This window comes from Arthrobacter sp. TE12232, assembly GCF_054062615.1.
Window position 1 is genome coordinate 3520459 of the sequence record NZ_JBSSFK010000001.1, and the last position, 15780, is coordinate 3536238.

Genomic DNA, 15780 nt, shown 5'->3' on the forward strand with positions numbered 1-15780 from the left:
AGGACTGGTAAGTGTTGGGGCCCGCAAAATGTGATGCGGGCATTTTCATAGGGAGAGCCGGCAAAAGAAAACGCTGTACAGACTGCTGGGATAGCAGCCAAGAGATGCAGCGGGAAGTCCTGCCACGGGATTGCGAAAGCGCCGGACTTCTGTGACCCGCCGGTCAACGTACGCCCGGCAACTCGTGTCACGCGTACTGCGGCTCCGCTCACCTCGGGTTGTGCCGCTTGGCCCCTATGGATGAGGAAATTTCACCTATGCCCGAAAATCAGAACAACTCCGTCGACACCGAACTCGCCACCGAGAACAGCCAGGCCGACGTCGAGACTTCTGAAACGGCTGCCCCCGCAGCCGGCTCCGCCCCGGAATTCACCGAGGCTCCTGCGAACGTTGAGGCTCCGGTAGCCGAGGCCGCCCCGCAGGCTGACACCACGACCGAAGCCGGGACCGAGGCCAAGTCCGCCCCGTCCAAGGACGAGGACACCGAAGATGAGGGCGTTAAGTTCGTTGACCTCGGCATCGACGGCCGCGTCCTCGCTGCCCTGCAGGACGTCGGCTACGAGAAGCCGTCCCCGATCCAGGCAGCAACCATCCCGCTGCTGCTCGAAGGCCGCGACGTCGTGGGCCTGGCCCAGACCGGTACCGGTAAGACTGCAGCATTCGCAGTACCGGCGCTGTCCCGCCTGGCCGAGCTCCACGACCTCAACGGCCCGTCCCGCAAGACCCAAGCCCTGGTCCTGGCGCCGACCCGCGAGCTTGCGCTCCAGGTTGCCGAGGCCTTCACCTCCTACGCCAAGCACATCGACGACTTCACCGTCCTGCCGGTGTACGGCGGCTCCGCCTACGGCCCCCAGCTGGCCGGCCTGCGCCGCGGCGCCCAGGTTGTTGTCGGAACCCCCGGCCGCGTCATCGACCACATCTCCAAGGGTTCCCTGGACCTGTCCGAACTCCAGTACCTCGTGCTGGACGAGGCCGATGAGATGCTGCGCATGGGCTTCGCCGAGGACGTTGAACAGATCTTCCAGCAGACCCCCGCGGGCCGCCAGGTTGCGCTGTTCTCCGCCACGATGCCGAGCCAGATCCGCCGGCTCTCCAAGCAGTACCTGAACAACCCGGCCGAGGTCCAGGTCAAGTCCAAGACCACCACGGGCGCCAACACCCGCCAGCGCTACCTGCAGGTCATGGGCCCGCACAAGCTCGACGCGCTGACCCGCATCCTTGAGGTCGAAGAGTTCGAGGGCGTCATCGCCTTCGTGCGGACCAAGATGGCCACCGAGGATCTCGCCGACAAGCTGCGCTCCCGCGGCTTCCAGGCTGCCGCCATCAACGGCGACATCCCGCAGCAGCAGCGTGAGCGTACGGTCGAGGCCCTGCGCGACGGCAAGATCGACATCCTGGTCGCCACCGACGTCGCGGCCCGCGGCCTTGACGTCGAGCGCGTCAGCCACGTGGTCAACTACGACATCCCGCACGACACCGAGTCCTACGTCCACCGCATCGGCCGCACCGGCCGCGCGGGCCGTTCCGGCGACGCGATCTTGTTCATGACCCCGCGGGAGAAGTACCTGCTGCGTTCCATCGAGAAGGCCACACGCCAGCCGGTGGAGCAGATGCACCTGCCCACCGCCGAAACCGTCAACACCCTGCGCCTGGGCAAGTTTGCCGACAAGATCACGGAGACGCTCGAGTCCGAGGACGTTGCGGCATTCCGCGACCTCATCTCCTCGTACGAGGAAGAGCACAACGTGCCGGCCGCCGAGATTGCAGCCGCGCTGGCCGTCATGGCCCAGGGCGGACAGCCGCTGCTGGTCAAGGAACTCCCGGCCGCGCCGGAATTCCAGAAGCGCGAACGCTCCAAGGACGGCTTCGGCTCCCGCGGGCCGACCCGTACGCTGACCGAGGGCAACGCCACCTACCGGATCGCCGTCGGACGCCGCCAGCGCGTCATGCCGGGTTCCATCGTGGGCGCCATTGCCAACGAAGGCGGCATCTCCTCGGCCCAGATCGGCGGCATCGACATCCGCTCGGACCACTCCCTCGTGGAGCTCCCGGCAGACCTGAGCCCCGATCAGCTGAAGGCACTGTCCCGCACCCGGATCGGCGGCGAGCTGATCCACCTCGAGCTCGACAACGGCCGCAAGCCCTCCGGCGAGCGTGGCTCCTACCAGGGCAACCGCGGCGGCGACCGTGGGGGAGACCGCGGCGGCTACTCCGGTGGCAGCGGCAACTTCAAGGGCAACGGCGGCTTCAAGCGCGAATTCCGCAAGAGCGACGGCGAGCGGTCCTCCGCTGACCGTGGCGGCCGCTCCTTCAGCGAGCGTTCCGAGCGGAGCGTCGGCACCGACACCCGCAAGCCCCGCCACGAAGGCGGCTTCAAACCCCGCAACAAGTGGTAACCACTAGCACTATCTGAGAGAGGGCCGGCTCCTGAGCCGGCCCTTTCTTCTTTAAGCTTCCGCGCCTGTGTTCGCTTCGTCACACCGCGGGCGGACGGTCGGCCTGGGAGGCCGATTTTGCCGCCCCGTACTGCCTTGGAAGCCCTGATTTCCGCGACTTTCGGCAGTACCGCCGTCGTTCGGGCGCCGATTTGTTGGTGGGCGAATCTTCCGGTAGAGTATTTACTCGTTGCCCCCCTAGCTCAGTGGTAGAGCGCGTTCTTGGTAAGAACGAGGTCACCGGATCGATTCCGGTGGGGGGCTCTGAATGAGGGCCTGTGTCAAGGCGGTTTTTGACCGGCTTAGCGCAGGTTTTCCTCATTTATGGCGGTGTAGCTCAGTTGGTTAGAGCGCACGACTCATAATCGTGAGGTCGGGAGATCGAGCCTCCCCACCGCTACAGGCAAGACCCCCGGAATCCATTGAGATTGCGGGGGTCTTTCTGTCTTCCCGACAACTGCAGTCCCCGCCAAGTGCGTGACAAGTTCCTCCTTTCGCCGTAGCTTGGCAGCACCTGGCGGATGGGGGTTTCGGTGGACGTCCTGGGAGCAATCCTGGCCCCGTTTAAATGGCTGGTCTCAGCCATCATGGTGGGCTTCCATGACGGCCTCAGCGCCATCGGCATGTCGCCGGCCAACGGCTGGACGTGGACCCTGTCCATCATCGGGCTCGTGCTGGTCATTCGCGCGGCCCTGATTCCCGTCTTCGTCAAGCAGGTCGAGGCCCAACGCCGGATGCGGCACCTGCAGCCGGACCTGAAGAAGCTGCAGGACAAGTACCAGAGCAAGACCGACCAGCTCTCCCGCCAGGCCATGGCTCAGGAACAGATGGCGCTGTACAAGAAGCACGGCACTAACCCGTTCTCAGCCTGCCTGCCCATGCTGATCCAGATGCCGTTCTTCTTCGCGCTCTTCCAGGTGCTCTCGGGCATCAGCAGCGCCAAAGTCAGCGGCCAGGGCATCGGAGCGATGAGCGCCGAGCAGGTCAAGCAGTTCGATGAGTCCACCATTTTCGGCGCACCGCTGTCCGCGTCCCTGCTCCATGGCGGCGGCGGCAACCAGACGGCCGTGTGGATTCTCTCCATCGTGATGATCCTGGCCATGACGGCCTCGCAGTTCATCACGCAGAAGCAGATCATGGCCAAGAACATGTCCGAAGAGGCCCTGGCCAGCCCGTTCATGCGCCAGCAGAAGATGATGCTCTACATCCTGCCGGTCGTCTTCGGTGTGGGCGGCATCGTTTTCCCCATTGGAGTCCTCATCTACTGGACCACCACCAACCTCTGGACCATGGGACAGCAGTTTTTCGTCGCATGGGACAGAATGGGTCCATGACGCGAATCGCAATCATCGGCGGCCACGGCAAAGTGGCTTTGGAACTGTCCAGGATCCTCGCAGCGGACGGGCAGGAGGTCACGTCCTTCATCCGCAACCCGGACCACGCGGCCGACGTCGCAGCCACCGGCGCTACGCCCACCGTTCTGGATGTGGAGAACGCGACGACGGCGCAGATCGCCGATGCCCTGCGCAACCACGATGCCGTCGTGTGGTCCGCCGGGGCCGGGGGCGGCAGCCCCGAACGGACCTACGCCGTGGACCGGGACGCCGCGATCCGCTCCATGGACGCCGCCGCAGACGCCGGCGTCGGGCGGTACGTCATGGTCTCCTATTTCGGCGCCGGGCCGGACCACGGGGTCCCCGCCGACAACGGGTTCTTCGCCTACGCCGAGGCCAAGGCCGCCGCGGATGCCTACCTGCGCGGCTCGGGCCTTGAGTGGACCGTCCTGGGCCCCGGGACCCTGACGAACGGACCAGGCAACGGGATGATCGACGTCGATCCCGCCGACACGTCGGACGGCACCGGAACCGCCCGCGCCAATGTCGCCCTCGTGGCGGCCGCGGTGCTCGGGCTGCCCGCCACGATCGGACGCACCATCGAATTCCGGGACGGCACCCTGCCGCTCGCCGCAGCCCTGGGCCCACGGGCCTAGCACCAGGGCCCAGCCCCGCAGAGACCCGGGCCTTGGGAGGCCGCGTCCGGCCGATAGGGTGGTGGGGTCGGTCCGTGCATCCACCCGGGATGCGCGCGGCCGGATTTCGGGGAGAGCAGGCGCATGGACCAGTTGGCACTCATCGTTGGACTCCTGCTGGCCACCGTGGTGGCCGTTGGGCTGGGGGACCGGCTCAAGCTGCCCTACCCCGTGCTGATGCTGCTCCTGGCCGTGGCCCTGACGTTCATCCCGGGCTTTCCGGAAGTCCAGATCGCACCGGATCTGATCCTGCCGATCTTCCTTCCGCCGCTGCTCTTCGCCACAGCCCAGCGCAGCTCCTGGGCCGTCTTCCGGGTCCGCTGGCGCACGCTGCTCATGCTCGCCGTCGCGCTCGTGGTGGCCTCCACCGCGGTGGTGGCCGGCGCGGCGTGGCTCATGATCCCGGGCATCGGCATCCCGGCCGCCATCGCCTTGGGGGCCATGGTGGCGCCCCCGGATCCCGTGGCCGTGGACTCCATCGCAAGCCGGGTCCACATGCCGCGGCGGCTTATCAACGTGCTCCAGAGCGAGGGACTCTTCAACGACGCCGCCGCCATCGTCATCTTCCAGGCGGCCGTGGCCGCCGCGGTGGCCGGCACCAAGATCGCCTCCGACGTCGTCCTTCAGTTCATCCTCGGCGCCGCGATCGCAGTGCTGGTCGGGATCGGCATGGGCTGGCTCACGAGCCTGATTACCCGCCTCGTGGCCTCCATGGTGGCCCGCAGCGCCGTGACCCTCGTGGTGCCGTTCGCCGCGTACATCCTGGCCGAGGAAGTGCACGCCTCCGGGGTGATCGCCGTGGTCGTTACCGCGCTGGAAATACAGCGTCACTCCCGACCGCAGGACGCCGCCGAGCGGGTCACCCGCACCGCGTTCTGGGATGTGGTGGAGCTGCTGATCACGGGCCTGGCGTTCGGGCTGGTGGGGCTGGAAGTACGGCAGGTCATCCACGACGAAGGCACGTCCGTGCTGGGCATGGTGGGGAGCGCCGCGGTGGTCTGCGTGCTCGTGTTCGCCGTGCGGTTCGCCTGGCTGGCCATGATGTCCGGGTTGTCGCGGGCCAGGAAGGACGTCCTGCGCCCCACCTCGGCGAAGGACGTGCTGATCCTTACCTGGTGCGGCATGCGCGGCCTGGCCACGCTGGCGCTGGCATTGGCCCTTCCGTTGACCGTTGCGGACGGCACGCCGTTTCCGGCCCGGAGCGAGCTGCTGGTGATCGCCTGCGCGGTGCTGCTGGCCACCCTGGTGCTGCCCGGGCTGACGCTGCCGTGGCTCATGCGCGTCCTGAAGGCATCCGAGGACGGCTCGGAAGAACGGGACGCCGCCCGCGTGCTGGCCTACCGGGCCCAACAGGCAGCCATCGCGGCGCTCAAGGACAACGAGCTCATGAAGGAGCTGCCGGCGGAGAAGGTGGCGCTGGTGAAAGAGAAGATGACCCGGCTGCACGCCGAACTGCTCGACGGGAGCCTGAAGAATGAAAGCGCGGGAGAGAAGCGCAAGCGCGGCCGCGAACTGGCGATTGCCGTGCAGACGATAGCCCTCGACGCGGCCCGCCAGGAAGTCGTGGCGGCCCGGAACGAGCCGGGCATGGATCCGGAAGTGGCGGACCGGGTGCTGCGTCAGCTGGACCTTCGCACCATGATCATGCCGGACTAGGGCAACCGATCAGGGTCAGCCTCGCGCGGGCAGCGTCAGCTCCATCGCATTCGCCTCGACGTAGTCCAAAGCGTGCCGGACAGCGCCGACCGTGACGACTGCGTCGCCCAGTGGCGAGGCCGTTACGCGCGGGGGAGTCGCGGTGAAGAGGGGGAGCAACGCCGTGATCTCCGGAAGCAGGGCGCCGGCGGAATCGGCGACGGCGCCGCTGATCACCACCTGCTCGGGGTTGATCAGGCTCGCGATCGAGGCGATCACGCGGGCCATGCGCTCCGAAATCCGGCTCAGGATCGCCAATGCCGCAGGGTCTCCCGCCGCCGCGTCCTCGAACACCCGCGGTGCGCTGGCAGCACCGCCGTCGGACGGGCCGCCGCCTGCCGCGGACCACTGCCGTGCCAGGGCCGCGATGCCGTCGCTGGAGCCAACGCCCTCCACCATGTCCAGATAGCCCATCTCGCCGGCTGCCCCGCCGCGGCCGTGGAGCAGGCGCCCGGATTCCATGACCCCGGCGCCCAGGCGTTCGCCCGCGAGAAGCACCACCAGATCGTCCACCCCCGCACCGGAACCGCGCCAGCGCTCACCGAGGGCGGCCAGGTTGGCGTCGTTTTCCAGGAGCACTGTCCAGCCGTGCAGTTCCTTCAGCGCGGATCGGAGCCCGACGTCGAACAGGCTCCAGAACCGCTGGGTCACCAAGACGTTGCCGTCCCGGTCCACCGGTGCGGCGATCCCGGCGCCCACGGCGAGAACCATGCTCGGGTCCGTTCCCGCGGCCTCCAGGGCCCGGCGGCAGGCGCGGTCGATGACGCCGATCCGCTCCTGCGCGGGGATGTCCGCCGCGCGGAAGCTCTCACTGGACCGGCCGACGACGGTGCCGCGGAGGTCGGCCACGGCGGCGGTGGTGGTGGCCGCGCCGATGTCGAGGCCCAGGACGAAGCCGGCCTCCCGGTTGAAGGCAAACCGCCGGGCCGGGCGGCCCTTCCGGGGACCTTCAGAGTTAGTTCCGGGCGGCTCCAGCTCCACGATCCAGCCCCGGCCGATCAGGTCCTCGCAGACGGCGATCACGGAGGCCCGGGTCAGCCCGGTGAGGGCCATCAGCTCTGTCCCGGTGGCAACCTCCGCGCCGCGGATGTGGCGGAGAACGGCCTGGGCGTTGACGCGGCGCAGCAGCTGCGGCGTGGCGGCGGCTGCGTGCGGCATCACTTCTTGACCTCTTCTGTTCCCGGACCCATAATTGTTCAGGCAATATATTTAGCTTGTATCTAAAATACCAGAAGCCGTCTCCCAGCCCCGAAGGATCATCCCTTGTCCAACACCGCCACGCTGGCAACCCTGTCCGGTTCCGACCTCGCCGCCGACCCCAACTGGTGGCGCCAGGCCTCGGTGTACCAGATCTACCCGCGGAGCTTCTCCGATTCCAACGGTGACGGCCTGGGCGACATCAAGGGCATCACCGCCAAGGTCCCGTACTTGAAGCAACTCGGAATTGACGCCGTCTGGCTCTCCCCGTTCTACCCCTCGGCGCTGGCCGACGGCGGCTACGACGTCGACGACTACCGCGACGTGGACCCCAAGCTGGGCACCCTGGCGGACTTCGACGAAATGTCCGCCGCGCTGCACGCGGCCGGCATCAAGCTGATCGCGGACATCGTCCCCAACCACTCCTCCAACCGGCACGTCTGGTTCCAGGAAGCCCTTGCCTCCCCGCGGGGTTCCGCCGCCCGCGAGCGCTACATCTTCCGGGACGGCCAGGGCGAAAACGGCGAGATCGCGCCCTCGGACTGGGAGTCCGTGTTCGGCGGCCCCGCCTGGGAGCGCATCACCGAGCCCGACGGCACTCCCGGCCAGTGGTACATGCACATCTTCGCCAAGGAACAGCCGGACCTGAACTGGTCCAACCGCGAAATCCGCGACGACTTCCTCAAGACGCTCCGCTTCTGGTCGGACCGGGGCGTGGACGGCTTCCGCGTCGACGTCGCCCACGCCCTGACCAAGGACCTCACCGAGCCCCTGATCTCCAAGGTCGAGCTCAGCGCCGCCAACACCGGAACCGACGGATTCGACGACGGATCGCACCCCTTCTGGGACCGCGACGAAGTCCATGAGGTCTACGCCGAGTGGCGCGAGGTCTTCAACGAGTACAACCCTCCGCGCACCGCCGTCGCGGAGGCCTGGGTGCACGCCAGCCGCCGCGCCCGCTACGCGAGCCCGCAGGGCCTGGGCCAGGCGTTCAACTTCGACCTCCTGCAGGCCGACTTCGACGCCGATGAGTTCCGCGAAATCATCACCCGAAACCTCGCCGAGGCCACCGAATCCGGCGCCTCCTCGACGTGGGTCTTCTCCAACCACGACGTCGTGCGCCACGCCACCCGCTACGGCCTTCCCAAGGGCGGCGGCAAGCACGCCCAGGGCCAGGACGGCAAGGGCTGGCTTCTGGCCGGAGCCCCCGCCGAAGAACTCGACGTCGAACTCGGCCTGCGCCGGGCCCGCGCCGCCACGCTCCTGATGCTGGCCCTTCCCGGATCCGCCTACCTGTACCAGGGCGAGGAACTGGGCCTGCAGGAAGTCGCGGAGATCCCCGACGCCGAGCGCCAGGACCCCACCTTCTTCCGGAACAAGGGCGTCGAGATCGGCCGTGACGGCTGCCGCGTGCCGCTGCCCTGGGCCCCGGAAGGCACCTCGTTCGGGTTCGGCGACGGCGGCGCGCACCTGCCGCAGCCGGCCTGGTTCGCCCGCTACGCCGTGGCAGCCCAGGACGGCGTGGAAGGCTCCACGCTGGAGCTCTACCGCACGGCCCTGAAGTTCCGCCGCGAACTGCAGACCTCGGAGGAAATGGAATGGCATGAATCCGGCAGCGCCGACGTCCTGCACTTCAGCCGCCCGGGCGGCTGGCAGACGGTGACCAACTTCGGTGACACGCCCGTGGAACTGCCCGCCGGCGAGGTGCTGGTCAGCAGCGGCCCGCTGGACGGCGGACTGCTGCCGGCCAACACCACCGTCTGGCTGCGGTGAGCATTCCGGCGAAGGACTCGACCGGCGCGCCCGCCCGAGACGGGAATCCCGGCCAGGAGCTCATCTATGGCTGCATGGGTCTGGGCGGCAGCTGGTCGGCGGAGCCGTACTCGTCCGCGGAGGTGGACGAGGCGGCGGCCGCCGTCGAGTCAGCCCTGAAGGCCGGCATCACGCTCTTTGACCACGCGGACATCTATACCAACGGCAAGGCCGAGGCCGTTTTCGGCGAGATCCTGGCCGGGACTCCGGGACTGCGCGAGAAGATCCGGCTCCAGACCAAATGCGGCATCCGGCTCAACGAGCAGGGCCTGGAGGCGTACTACGACCTCAGCCGGGACGGCATCCTGGAACGGGTCAACGAAAGCCTGGCCCGGCTCCGCACGGACTACGTCGACGTGCTCATGCTGCACCGCCCGGATCCCCTGATGGATCCGGCGGAAGTGGCATCCGCCGTCGGGCAGCTCATGGCCGAAGGCAAGGTGCGCGCCGTGGGCGTGTCCAACATGTCGGGTCCGCAGATCGAGATGCTGCAGGACCGGCTCGAGACGCCGGTGGTGGCCAACCAGCTGGAGATGAGCCTGCTCAAGCGGGCCTGGCTCGAAAGCACGGTGCTGGTCAACCATGCCGAGGGCACGGACTACAGCTTCCCGCACGGCACCGTCGAGCATTGCGTCCGGCACGGCATCCGGCTGCAGGCGTACGGCTCGCTGGCCCGCGGCCTGTACACCGGGGCGCCGGCCGCCGTGCCGACGCCGGCCGAGGAAGCCGCCACCGCCCTCGTCGCCGCCCTGGCCGCCGCGAAGGGGACCACGGGGGAGGCAATCGTGCTGGGCTGGCTCATGAAACACCCCGCCGGGATCGCGCCCGTGATCGGCACCGCCAACCCTGACCGGATCCTCGCCTGTGCCGGCGCCGCAGAGGCCGCCGCGTCCATGACCCGCGCCGAGTGGTACGGGCTCTGGGTGGCGGCTCGGGGCAGCAACATCCCCTAGTACGCCCACCATGCCCACCCAACTGGCTGGCAGTTAAGGCCGCTATTCGCGCTGAAAACGGCTTCAGCTGCCAGCTACTTGGGTGCGGATGTGATTTTGGTCGTAATGGTCACCCCGGAGGGCCGGATCGCTTAGCCGCAAACGCCTCCGGGCGGATAGCGTAGATGCATGACTTCTACCACCACCGCCGAATCCCTTCGGCCCCAGCGCAACATCCCGGCCGACATTGCCCGCTCCTGGCTGCTGGTCAACGCGATGAAGCCCGAACTCTTCGACCAGTCCGCCGTCTCCCGGGCCGATGCAATCATCCTCGACATCGAAGACGCGGTGGACCCCTCCCAGAAGGACGCCGCCCGCGACAACGTCGTGAACTGGCTGACCGCCGGCGGCAGTGCGTGGGTCAGGATCAACGACGCCACCAGCCGGTTCTGGGCCGACGACCTCGCCGGACTGCGCGGCACCCCCGGCCTGCTGGGCGTCATGCTGGCCAAGACCGAATCGGCCGACCAGGTCACAGAGAGCTTCCACCGGATGGACGGCAAGACCCCGGTCATCCCGCTCGTCGAGTCCGCCGTCGGCATAGAGGAAGCCAACAACATCGCTAAGGCCCAGGGTGCGTTCCGCCTGGCCTTCGGCTCCGGCGACTTCCGCCGCGACACCGGCATGGCCGCCACCCCGGAGGCCATGGCCTACCCGCGGGCCAAGCTGGTGGTGGCCAGCCGCGTCGGCAACCTGCCGGGCCCCATCGACGGCCCCACGGTCGGCACCAACCACCCGATCCTGCGCGAGCAGACCGGCATCACCGTGATGATGGGCATGACCGGGAAACTCTGCCTGGCGATCGACCAGACTCCGGTGATCAACGAAGTCATCAGCCCCACCCCGTCCGACGTCGCCTGGGCCACGGACTTCATGAACGACTTCGAAGCCAACGGCCGCGTCATCCGGGACGGCTCCGACCTGCCGCGCCTGGGCCGCGCCGAGAAGATCATGAAGCTCGCCGTAGCCTTTGGCGTGAAGCCGGCCCTGTAGCCGCCCCGCCACTGAAGGAGACCCCGTGACCGGTACCCGTTATCTGGTCCACGGGGTCTTTTGGGATGGTCCGGAGCCGGCAGCGGCCGGACGGAGCCAGCCCGGACCCGGACAGGCAGCCGCCGGGAGTGCCGTCCTGCGGCTGCAGGACCCTGCGGGCGCCTTCACCGAACTGGCGCTCGACGCCGGGACGCGGCTCGGGTTCCGGCTCGCCGCCCCAGGCAAGCGCTGCCTGGGCCACCACAAGGTGCACGGCCCCGCGGACCGGGACCACATTCCCTGCCCTGCCCGGGCAGAGGCCGCTCGGGGCAGCCAGTGCCAACGGTGCTTCGTTCTGGACGACTCGCGGCTGATCCACGACTTCCACCGCGGCGGCCGGGTCCCGCCGGGCCTGCGCGCCTACCTCATGCAGCCTCACTGGCTCTACATCGCCACCTTCGCCGGCGGTGCCAGCAAGGTCGGAACCGCCTCCCACCTGCGCAAATGGAACCGCCTCGCCGAGCAGGGCGCCGTCGTCGCCCGTTACGTCGCCCGCGCCGAGGACGGCCGCGTGGTACGGATCCTTGAGGACATGATCACGCGCGACGCCGGGCTGCCGCAGCAGGTCCGCTCCGCAGCGCTGGCCGGGCTCGTGGCCGCCGTCGAACTCGACGCCCTCAACCGGCGGCTGGCCGCGGAAGTCCGGGACCTGCTGTCCCGGGTCCCCGCCGACGGCTTCGGGATCGTGGACGAGCCGTGGTTGCGACCCGGCCTGGCGGAGGTCGCCTGCCTGCCGAACGGTGCTGGCGCGCGGACCGCACGGCACCCGTACCCGCACGGGTTCGATTCGGGGGACCACGGGTTCGGGATTGCCTCCCTGAGCGGCAGCTGCGCCGTCGCGGGTTTGGCCGGAACGGACCTGGAATTCATCGTGAACCTGGGCCTGCTGAAGGCGAGGACGGTTCTGCTGGGGGAGTACAAGTCCGACGTCCCGGCCGTGCAGGAATCCCTGTTCTGAGGCTGGATTTGCCCCTCGACGCGCAAAATGCCGGACGCGCCCGTATTCCGGCGTCGCCGGGCATTTTGAGCGTCGCCGGAAATTGTGCGGATCGCGGCGTGCGTCGCCGGCCCCGGTAGACTGGCACGGTGCTGAATGAATTCTGGGCCACCGCGTCAACCGCCTACAAGGTGCTCGTCTTCAGCGCCATGGGACTGATTGCCCTCGGCATCGTCCTCAACGTGGTGGGCAACAGCACCGGCAACCAGGCCCTGGCCCTCGCCTCACTGCCGGTGATCGGGCTGGGGCTGATCCTGCACCTTGCCGGGCTTGTGGTCCGCGGCCAGGCGATCCGGAAGAACCTCAAGCGCTAGCGGCCGCGTTCCGCAGCACATGGCTCCGGGCATGCTGCACGGCGTCCGGGAGGGACGTGAACAGGTGCTTGTGATGCCGCAGTGAGCGGATGACGCCCACGTTGGTGACGAGCTCCAGATGCTGTGGCTGGACCCCCTTCAGCAAGACCGTGACGCCGCGCAACTCCAGTGCGGAAATCACCTCCACGAGCGCGTGGGCGCCGGTGGCATCCAGCATCCGCAGCTGCGACAGCCGGATGATGGCCACCTGGATGTCTTTGACCTGGCCGATCTCCTGCAGGACCCGCTCCGCGGCGCCGAAGAACATCGCCCCGTCCAGCCGGAAAATCGCGATGTGCTCATCCCCGGGAAGCGTCGGTCCGGGAACCGCCTCGCGCCGGACCCCGCTCAGGGAAGCGAACGTCCGCAACGTGAACACGGCAGCCGCGGCGAATCCGATCTGGATGGCCACAATGAGGTCGAAGGCGACCGTAATGAAGGCCGTGATCACGAACACCGCGGCGTCGGCCCGGGTGGACCGCAGGATCGCCGTGACCGTGTGCCGCGAGACCATTCGGGTGGCCGTGACCATGAGGATGCCTGCCAGAGCCGCCAGCGGGATCCGCCCGACCAGCCCGGCCGCCAGGTAGATGATGGCGAGCAGCACGAGCGCGTGCACTATCGCGGCGAGCCGGGTCTTCGCACCGGAGCGGACATTCACGGCGGTCCGGGCGATCGCGCCCGTCGCCGGCATGCCGCCGAAGAAGCCCGCGGCGATCGAGGCCAGGCCCTGGCCCGTGAGCTCGCGGTCGGGGCTGTACGCGCCGGACGGACGGCCGTCCGGTCCCGCCATGCCGGAGGCCACCCGGGCCGAGAGCAGGGATTCGATGGCGGCCAGCGTGGCGATCGACACGGCAGGCATCAGGAGACCGCCCAGTGCGCCCGGATCCAGGGACGGCATGGACGGTGCCGGCAGGGAGTGCGGTAGCGCGCCGATCCGTGGGATGTCCAGCGCCAGCACCTCGGCCGCCACGGTGGCGAGCAACACCGCAATTAGGCTTGCGGGCAGTGCCTTGCTGAGCTTGGGGAGCAGATACATCACAGCGGCGACACTTGCCACCACAGCGAGCGTTTGCAGCACTGCCGGGACGGTAGCCTGCGACGCGCTCTCGACGGCGGCCAGGAAGGTGTTGTGGCCCGGCGTTGCCTCGGTGCCCGTGGCCAGGGGGACCTGCTGCAGGAAGATGATGGCGGCGATGCCGAGCGTGAAGCCCTCCACGACGGGCCACGGGATGAAGGCGACGGCGCGGCCCAGTCCGCTCACCCCCAGGATCATGACGATCAGTCCAGCCAGTACCGAAACCAAGGCGATGCTGCCGACACCGTGGGCGGCGACCACCGGGGCCAAAACCACCACCATGGCGCCGGTGGGGCCGGAGACCTGGACGTTGGATCCGCCCATGACGGCCGCCACCAGCCCGGCCACCACCGCCGTGATGAGTCCGGCCTCTGCGCCGACGCCGGAACTCACCCCGAAGGCCAGGGCCAGGGGGAGCGCCACAATGCCTACCGTGATGCCGGCGAACAGGTCCGTCTTCCAGGCGGACCGCAGAAGCCCATAGTCGCGGCGCGACGGCAGGAACCGCGCCATGAGTGCCCGGGCAGTGCCGGTTGCCCGGTCCGGGCGTGAGGTCTGGGCCGCGCTCATGGCGCTGTGCTCTCGAGCCCGTCGGTGCTCCCGAGGCGGTCGGGGATGCCTACGGGGCCTGTGCTGCCGAGGTGGCCGGCGGGCAGTTCCTGCGCCAGCCGAAGCTGTTCGCTGGATCCGGCCAGGCTGTCCAGCAGGAAGACCCGGGCGATCGCCAGCAGCTCCGAGATCTTGGGATGAGCCAGCCGGTAGGTCACGGCATTCGCCGTCCGGACCGACGTCACCACCCCGTGCCGGCGCAGCGTCGCCAGGTGCTGGGACAAATGCGAGGCCTCCAGGCCCGTCTCGGCGAGCAAGTAGCTCACTGGGGCTGCCGTGTCCGGCGCCGCGGCCAGAAGCTCCAGGATCCGGATCCTGGCCGGGTGGGCGAGGGCCTTGAACAGGTTGGCCTTGATTTCGTACAGCGGGGTCTGCGCGGGGGTGATCATGGGCGGAAGGGGATCATGACAGGAGAACGCTTTCTCGGATCCAGCGGCATCGGTGCCCGGCGGGCTTCGATCGCCAGTGGATTGATGGATTGATGTTTTCATCATATCGCATCGGTCAAGCCCCGCCCGGCCCGAGTCGGGCGCCACTGCCCGCTTGGCCCCGGTGCACGCCCGGGTCAAGCACTCTGCTGCCCGGCGCGCACCCTGTCATGAAGCCGGGGCGCCGCGGGCGTGGCGATAGGCTGGAACCATGACTATCAATCCGGATCTGCAGGGGCGCAGCTACCCTGCCGCAGAGGTGTACGACGTCGGCCGCGAGAAGATCCGCGAGTTCGCGCGCGCGGTCAAGGCCACTCATCCCGCCCACTTCGACGTCGCCGCGGCCAAGGCACTGGGCCACCTCGACCTCGTCGCGCCGCCGACCTTCGCCATTATCGTCGCCCAGCGCGCCGACGCGCAGCTGATCGAGGATCCGGAATCCGGCATCGACTTCTCCCGCGTGGTCCACGCCGACCAGCGGTTCACCCACCACCGCCCGATCATTGCCGGGGACCGGCTGGTCGCCGAGCTGCACGTCGACGGCGTCCGTGCCATGGGCGGCGGGGCCATGATCACCACCCGCTCAGAGATCTTCGCCCTGGGCAACAGCGATTCCGCCGATGTCCGCGAGCCGGTTGCCACCACCACCTCGTCCATCCTGGTCCGCGGAGAGGGACAGTAGCCATGAGCATCAACATCGCAGGACTTACGGTCGGCCAGGACATCGGCAGCCGCAGCATCGCCGTCACCCGCACCGACCTCGTCAAGTACGCCGGCGCATCCGGTGACTTCAACCCGATCCACTGGAACGAGGCCTTCGCCACGGGCGTGGGCCTGCCGGGCGTGATCGCCCACGGCATGTTCACGATGGGCGCGGCCGTCCAGCTCGTCACCGACTGGGCCGGCGACCCCGCCGCCGTCGTGGACTTCCAGACCCGCTTCACCAAGCCGGTGCCGGTGGCCGACACCACGGGGACGCCGGAAGCCGGCGCCGTGATCGAGGTCAGCGGCGCCATCGGAGCGCTCGACGCCGACGCCGGCACCGCCCGCGTCGACCTCACGGTCGTCTCGGCCGGTCAGAAAGTCTTGGTCAAGGCCCAGGCCGTCGTCAGGCTGGCGTAGC

At 68.6% G+C, this 15780-nt stretch carries 13 protein-coding genes, 2 tRNA genes and 1 pseudogene; 13 read left to right on the forward strand and 3 right to left on the reverse strand.

Annotated features, from left to right (window positions below; translation table 11 throughout):
• Positions 1 to 257 precede the first annotated feature (257 nt).
• The 6 genes and pseudogenes from ACVWZ7_RS15730 to ACVWZ7_RS15755 all read left to right on the forward strand — a co-directional run bounded on the left by ACVWZ7_RS15730 (position 258) and on the right by ACVWZ7_RS15755 (position 6120).
• Positions 258 to 2396, forward strand: a complete 2139-nt coding sequence (locus ACVWZ7_RS15730) for a DEAD/DEAH box helicase (RefSeq protein WP_456508417.1) — start codon at positions 258 to 260, stop codon at positions 2394 to 2396.
• 231 nt (positions 2397 to 2627) lie between these two features.
• Positions 2628 to 2699, forward strand: a tRNA-Thr gene (locus ACVWZ7_RS15735).
• A gap of 62 nt (positions 2700 to 2761) precedes the next feature.
• Positions 2762 to 2835, forward strand: a tRNA-Met gene (locus ACVWZ7_RS15740).
• Positions 2836 to 2956: 121 nt separating this feature from the next.
• Positions 2957 to 3745 (forward strand): annotated as a pseudogene (yidC, locus tag ACVWZ7_RS15745) (membrane protein insertase YidC); the annotation flags it as partial.
• A 20-nt stretch (positions 3746 to 3765) separates the two neighbouring features.
• Complete coding sequence (locus ACVWZ7_RS15750; protein WP_456508418.1) at positions 3766 to 4425, forward strand: NAD(P)H-binding protein; 660 nt, start codon at positions 3766 to 3768, stop codon at positions 4423 to 4425.
• Between the two features lie 123 nt (positions 4426 to 4548).
• Positions 4549 to 6120, forward strand: coding sequence for a Na+/H+ antiporter (locus ACVWZ7_RS15755; protein ID WP_456508419.1), 1572 nt, complete (start codon positions 4549 to 4551; stop codon positions 6118 to 6120).
• Between the two features lie 15 nt (positions 6121 to 6135).
• Here the strand turns inward: ACVWZ7_RS15755 and ACVWZ7_RS15760 are convergent, their stop codons facing one another.
• Entirely contained in the window at positions 6136 to 7317 is a 1182-nt protein-coding gene (locus ACVWZ7_RS15760; protein ID WP_456508420.1) for an ROK family protein, read from the reverse strand.
• A 105-nt stretch (positions 7318 to 7422) separates the two neighbouring features.
• Between ACVWZ7_RS15760 and ACVWZ7_RS15765 the strand changes: the two genes are divergently transcribed.
• The 5 genes from ACVWZ7_RS15765 to ACVWZ7_RS15785 all read left to right on the forward strand — a co-directional run bounded on the left by ACVWZ7_RS15765 (position 7423) and on the right by ACVWZ7_RS15785 (position 12503).
• On the forward strand, positions 7423 to 9129 hold the full coding sequence (locus ACVWZ7_RS15765) for a glycoside hydrolase family 13 protein (RefSeq protein WP_456508421.1): 1707 nt from the start codon (positions 7423 to 7425) through the stop codon (positions 9127 to 9129).
• On the forward strand, positions 9126 to 10121 hold the full coding sequence (locus ACVWZ7_RS15770; RefSeq protein ID WP_425547118.1) for an aldo/keto reductase: 996 nt from the start codon (positions 9126 to 9128) through the stop codon (positions 10119 to 10121). The genes ACVWZ7_RS15765 and ACVWZ7_RS15770 overlap by 4 nt, the downstream gene beginning before the upstream one ends.
• Before the next feature lie 168 nt (positions 10122 to 10289).
• Positions 10290 to 11153 carry an HpcH/HpaI aldolase/citrate lyase family protein gene (locus ACVWZ7_RS15775; RefSeq protein WP_116765146.1) on the forward strand — a complete coding sequence of 288 codons (864 nt, stop codon included), beginning with the start codon at positions 10290 to 10292 and terminating at the stop codon, positions 11151 to 11153.
• A 25-nt stretch (positions 11154 to 11178) separates the two neighbouring features.
• Positions 11179 to 12150: a DUF2797 domain-containing protein gene (locus tag ACVWZ7_RS15780; RefSeq protein WP_456508422.1), complete on the forward strand. Its 972-nt coding sequence runs from the start codon at positions 11179 to 11181 to the stop codon at positions 12148 to 12150.
• 128 nt (positions 12151 to 12278) lie between these two features.
• Positions 12279 to 12503, forward strand: coding sequence for a DUF3188 domain-containing protein (locus ACVWZ7_RS15785; protein ID WP_116765144.1), 225 nt, complete (start codon positions 12279 to 12281; stop codon positions 12501 to 12503).
• Here ACVWZ7_RS15785 and ACVWZ7_RS15790 read toward each other — a convergent pair.
• Positions 12493 to 14190, reverse strand: coding sequence for a SulP family inorganic anion transporter (locus ACVWZ7_RS15790; RefSeq protein ID WP_456508423.1), 1698 nt, complete (start codon positions 14188 to 14190; stop codon positions 12493 to 12495). The two genes, ACVWZ7_RS15785 and ACVWZ7_RS15790, sit on opposite strands and share 11 nt — an antisense overlap.
• Positions 14187 to 14618: an ArsR/SmtB family transcription factor gene (locus ACVWZ7_RS15795; protein ID WP_116765142.1), complete on the reverse strand. Its 432-nt coding sequence runs from the start codon at positions 14616 to 14618 to the stop codon at positions 14187 to 14189. Before ACVWZ7_RS15795 ends, ACVWZ7_RS15790 begins: the two co-directional genes overlap by 4 nt.
• Before the next feature lie 250 nt (positions 14619 to 14868).
• Here ACVWZ7_RS15795 and ACVWZ7_RS15800 point away from each other — a divergent pair, with 250 nt between their 5' ends.
• Positions 14869 to 15339 (forward strand): FAS1-like dehydratase domain-containing protein, encoded by a 471-nt coding sequence (locus ACVWZ7_RS15800; RefSeq protein WP_116765141.1) that lies wholly within the window; start codon positions 14869 to 14871, stop codon positions 15337 to 15339.
• A gap of 2 nt (positions 15340 to 15341) precedes the next feature.
• On the forward strand, positions 15342 to 15779 hold the full coding sequence (locus ACVWZ7_RS15805) for a MaoC family dehydratase (RefSeq protein ID WP_116765140.1): 438 nt from the start codon (positions 15342 to 15344) through the stop codon (positions 15777 to 15779).
• Position 15780: the final 1 nt, after the last annotated feature.

Bases quoted from the DNA above. Each gene is read 5' to 3' on its own strand.
- ACVWZ7_RS15730 (WP_456508417.1), top strand. From the start codon at position 258: ATGCCCGAAAATCAGAACAACTCCGTCGACACCGAACTCGCCACCGAG.
- ACVWZ7_RS15750 (WP_456508418.1), top strand. From the start codon at position 3,766: ATGACGCGAATCGCAATCATCGGCGGCCACGGCAAAGTGGCTTTGGAA.
- ACVWZ7_RS15755 (WP_456508419.1), top strand. From the start codon at position 4,549: ATGGACCAGTTGGCACTCATCGTTGGACTCCTGCTGGCCACCGTGGTG.
- ACVWZ7_RS15760 (WP_456508420.1), bottom strand. From the start codon at position 7,317: ATGCCGCACGCAGCCGCCGCCACGCCGCAGCTGCTGCGCCGCGTCAAC.
- ACVWZ7_RS15775 (WP_116765146.1), top strand. From the start codon at position 10,290: ATGACTTCTACCACCACCGCCGAATCCCTTCGGCCCCAGCGCAACATC.
- ACVWZ7_RS15790 (WP_456508423.1), bottom strand. From the start codon at position 14,190: ATGAGCGCGGCCCAGACCTCACGCCCGGACCGGGCAACCGGCACTGCC.
- ACVWZ7_RS15795 (WP_116765142.1), bottom strand. From the start codon at position 14,618: ATGATCACCCCCGCGCAGACCCCGCTGTACGAAATCAAGGCCAACCTG.
- ACVWZ7_RS15800 (WP_116765141.1), top strand. From the start codon at position 14,869: ATGACTATCAATCCGGATCTGCAGGGGCGCAGCTACCCTGCCGCAGAG.
- ACVWZ7_RS15805 (WP_116765140.1), top strand. From the start codon at position 15,342: ATGAGCATCAACATCGCAGGACTTACGGTCGGCCAGGACATCGGCAGC.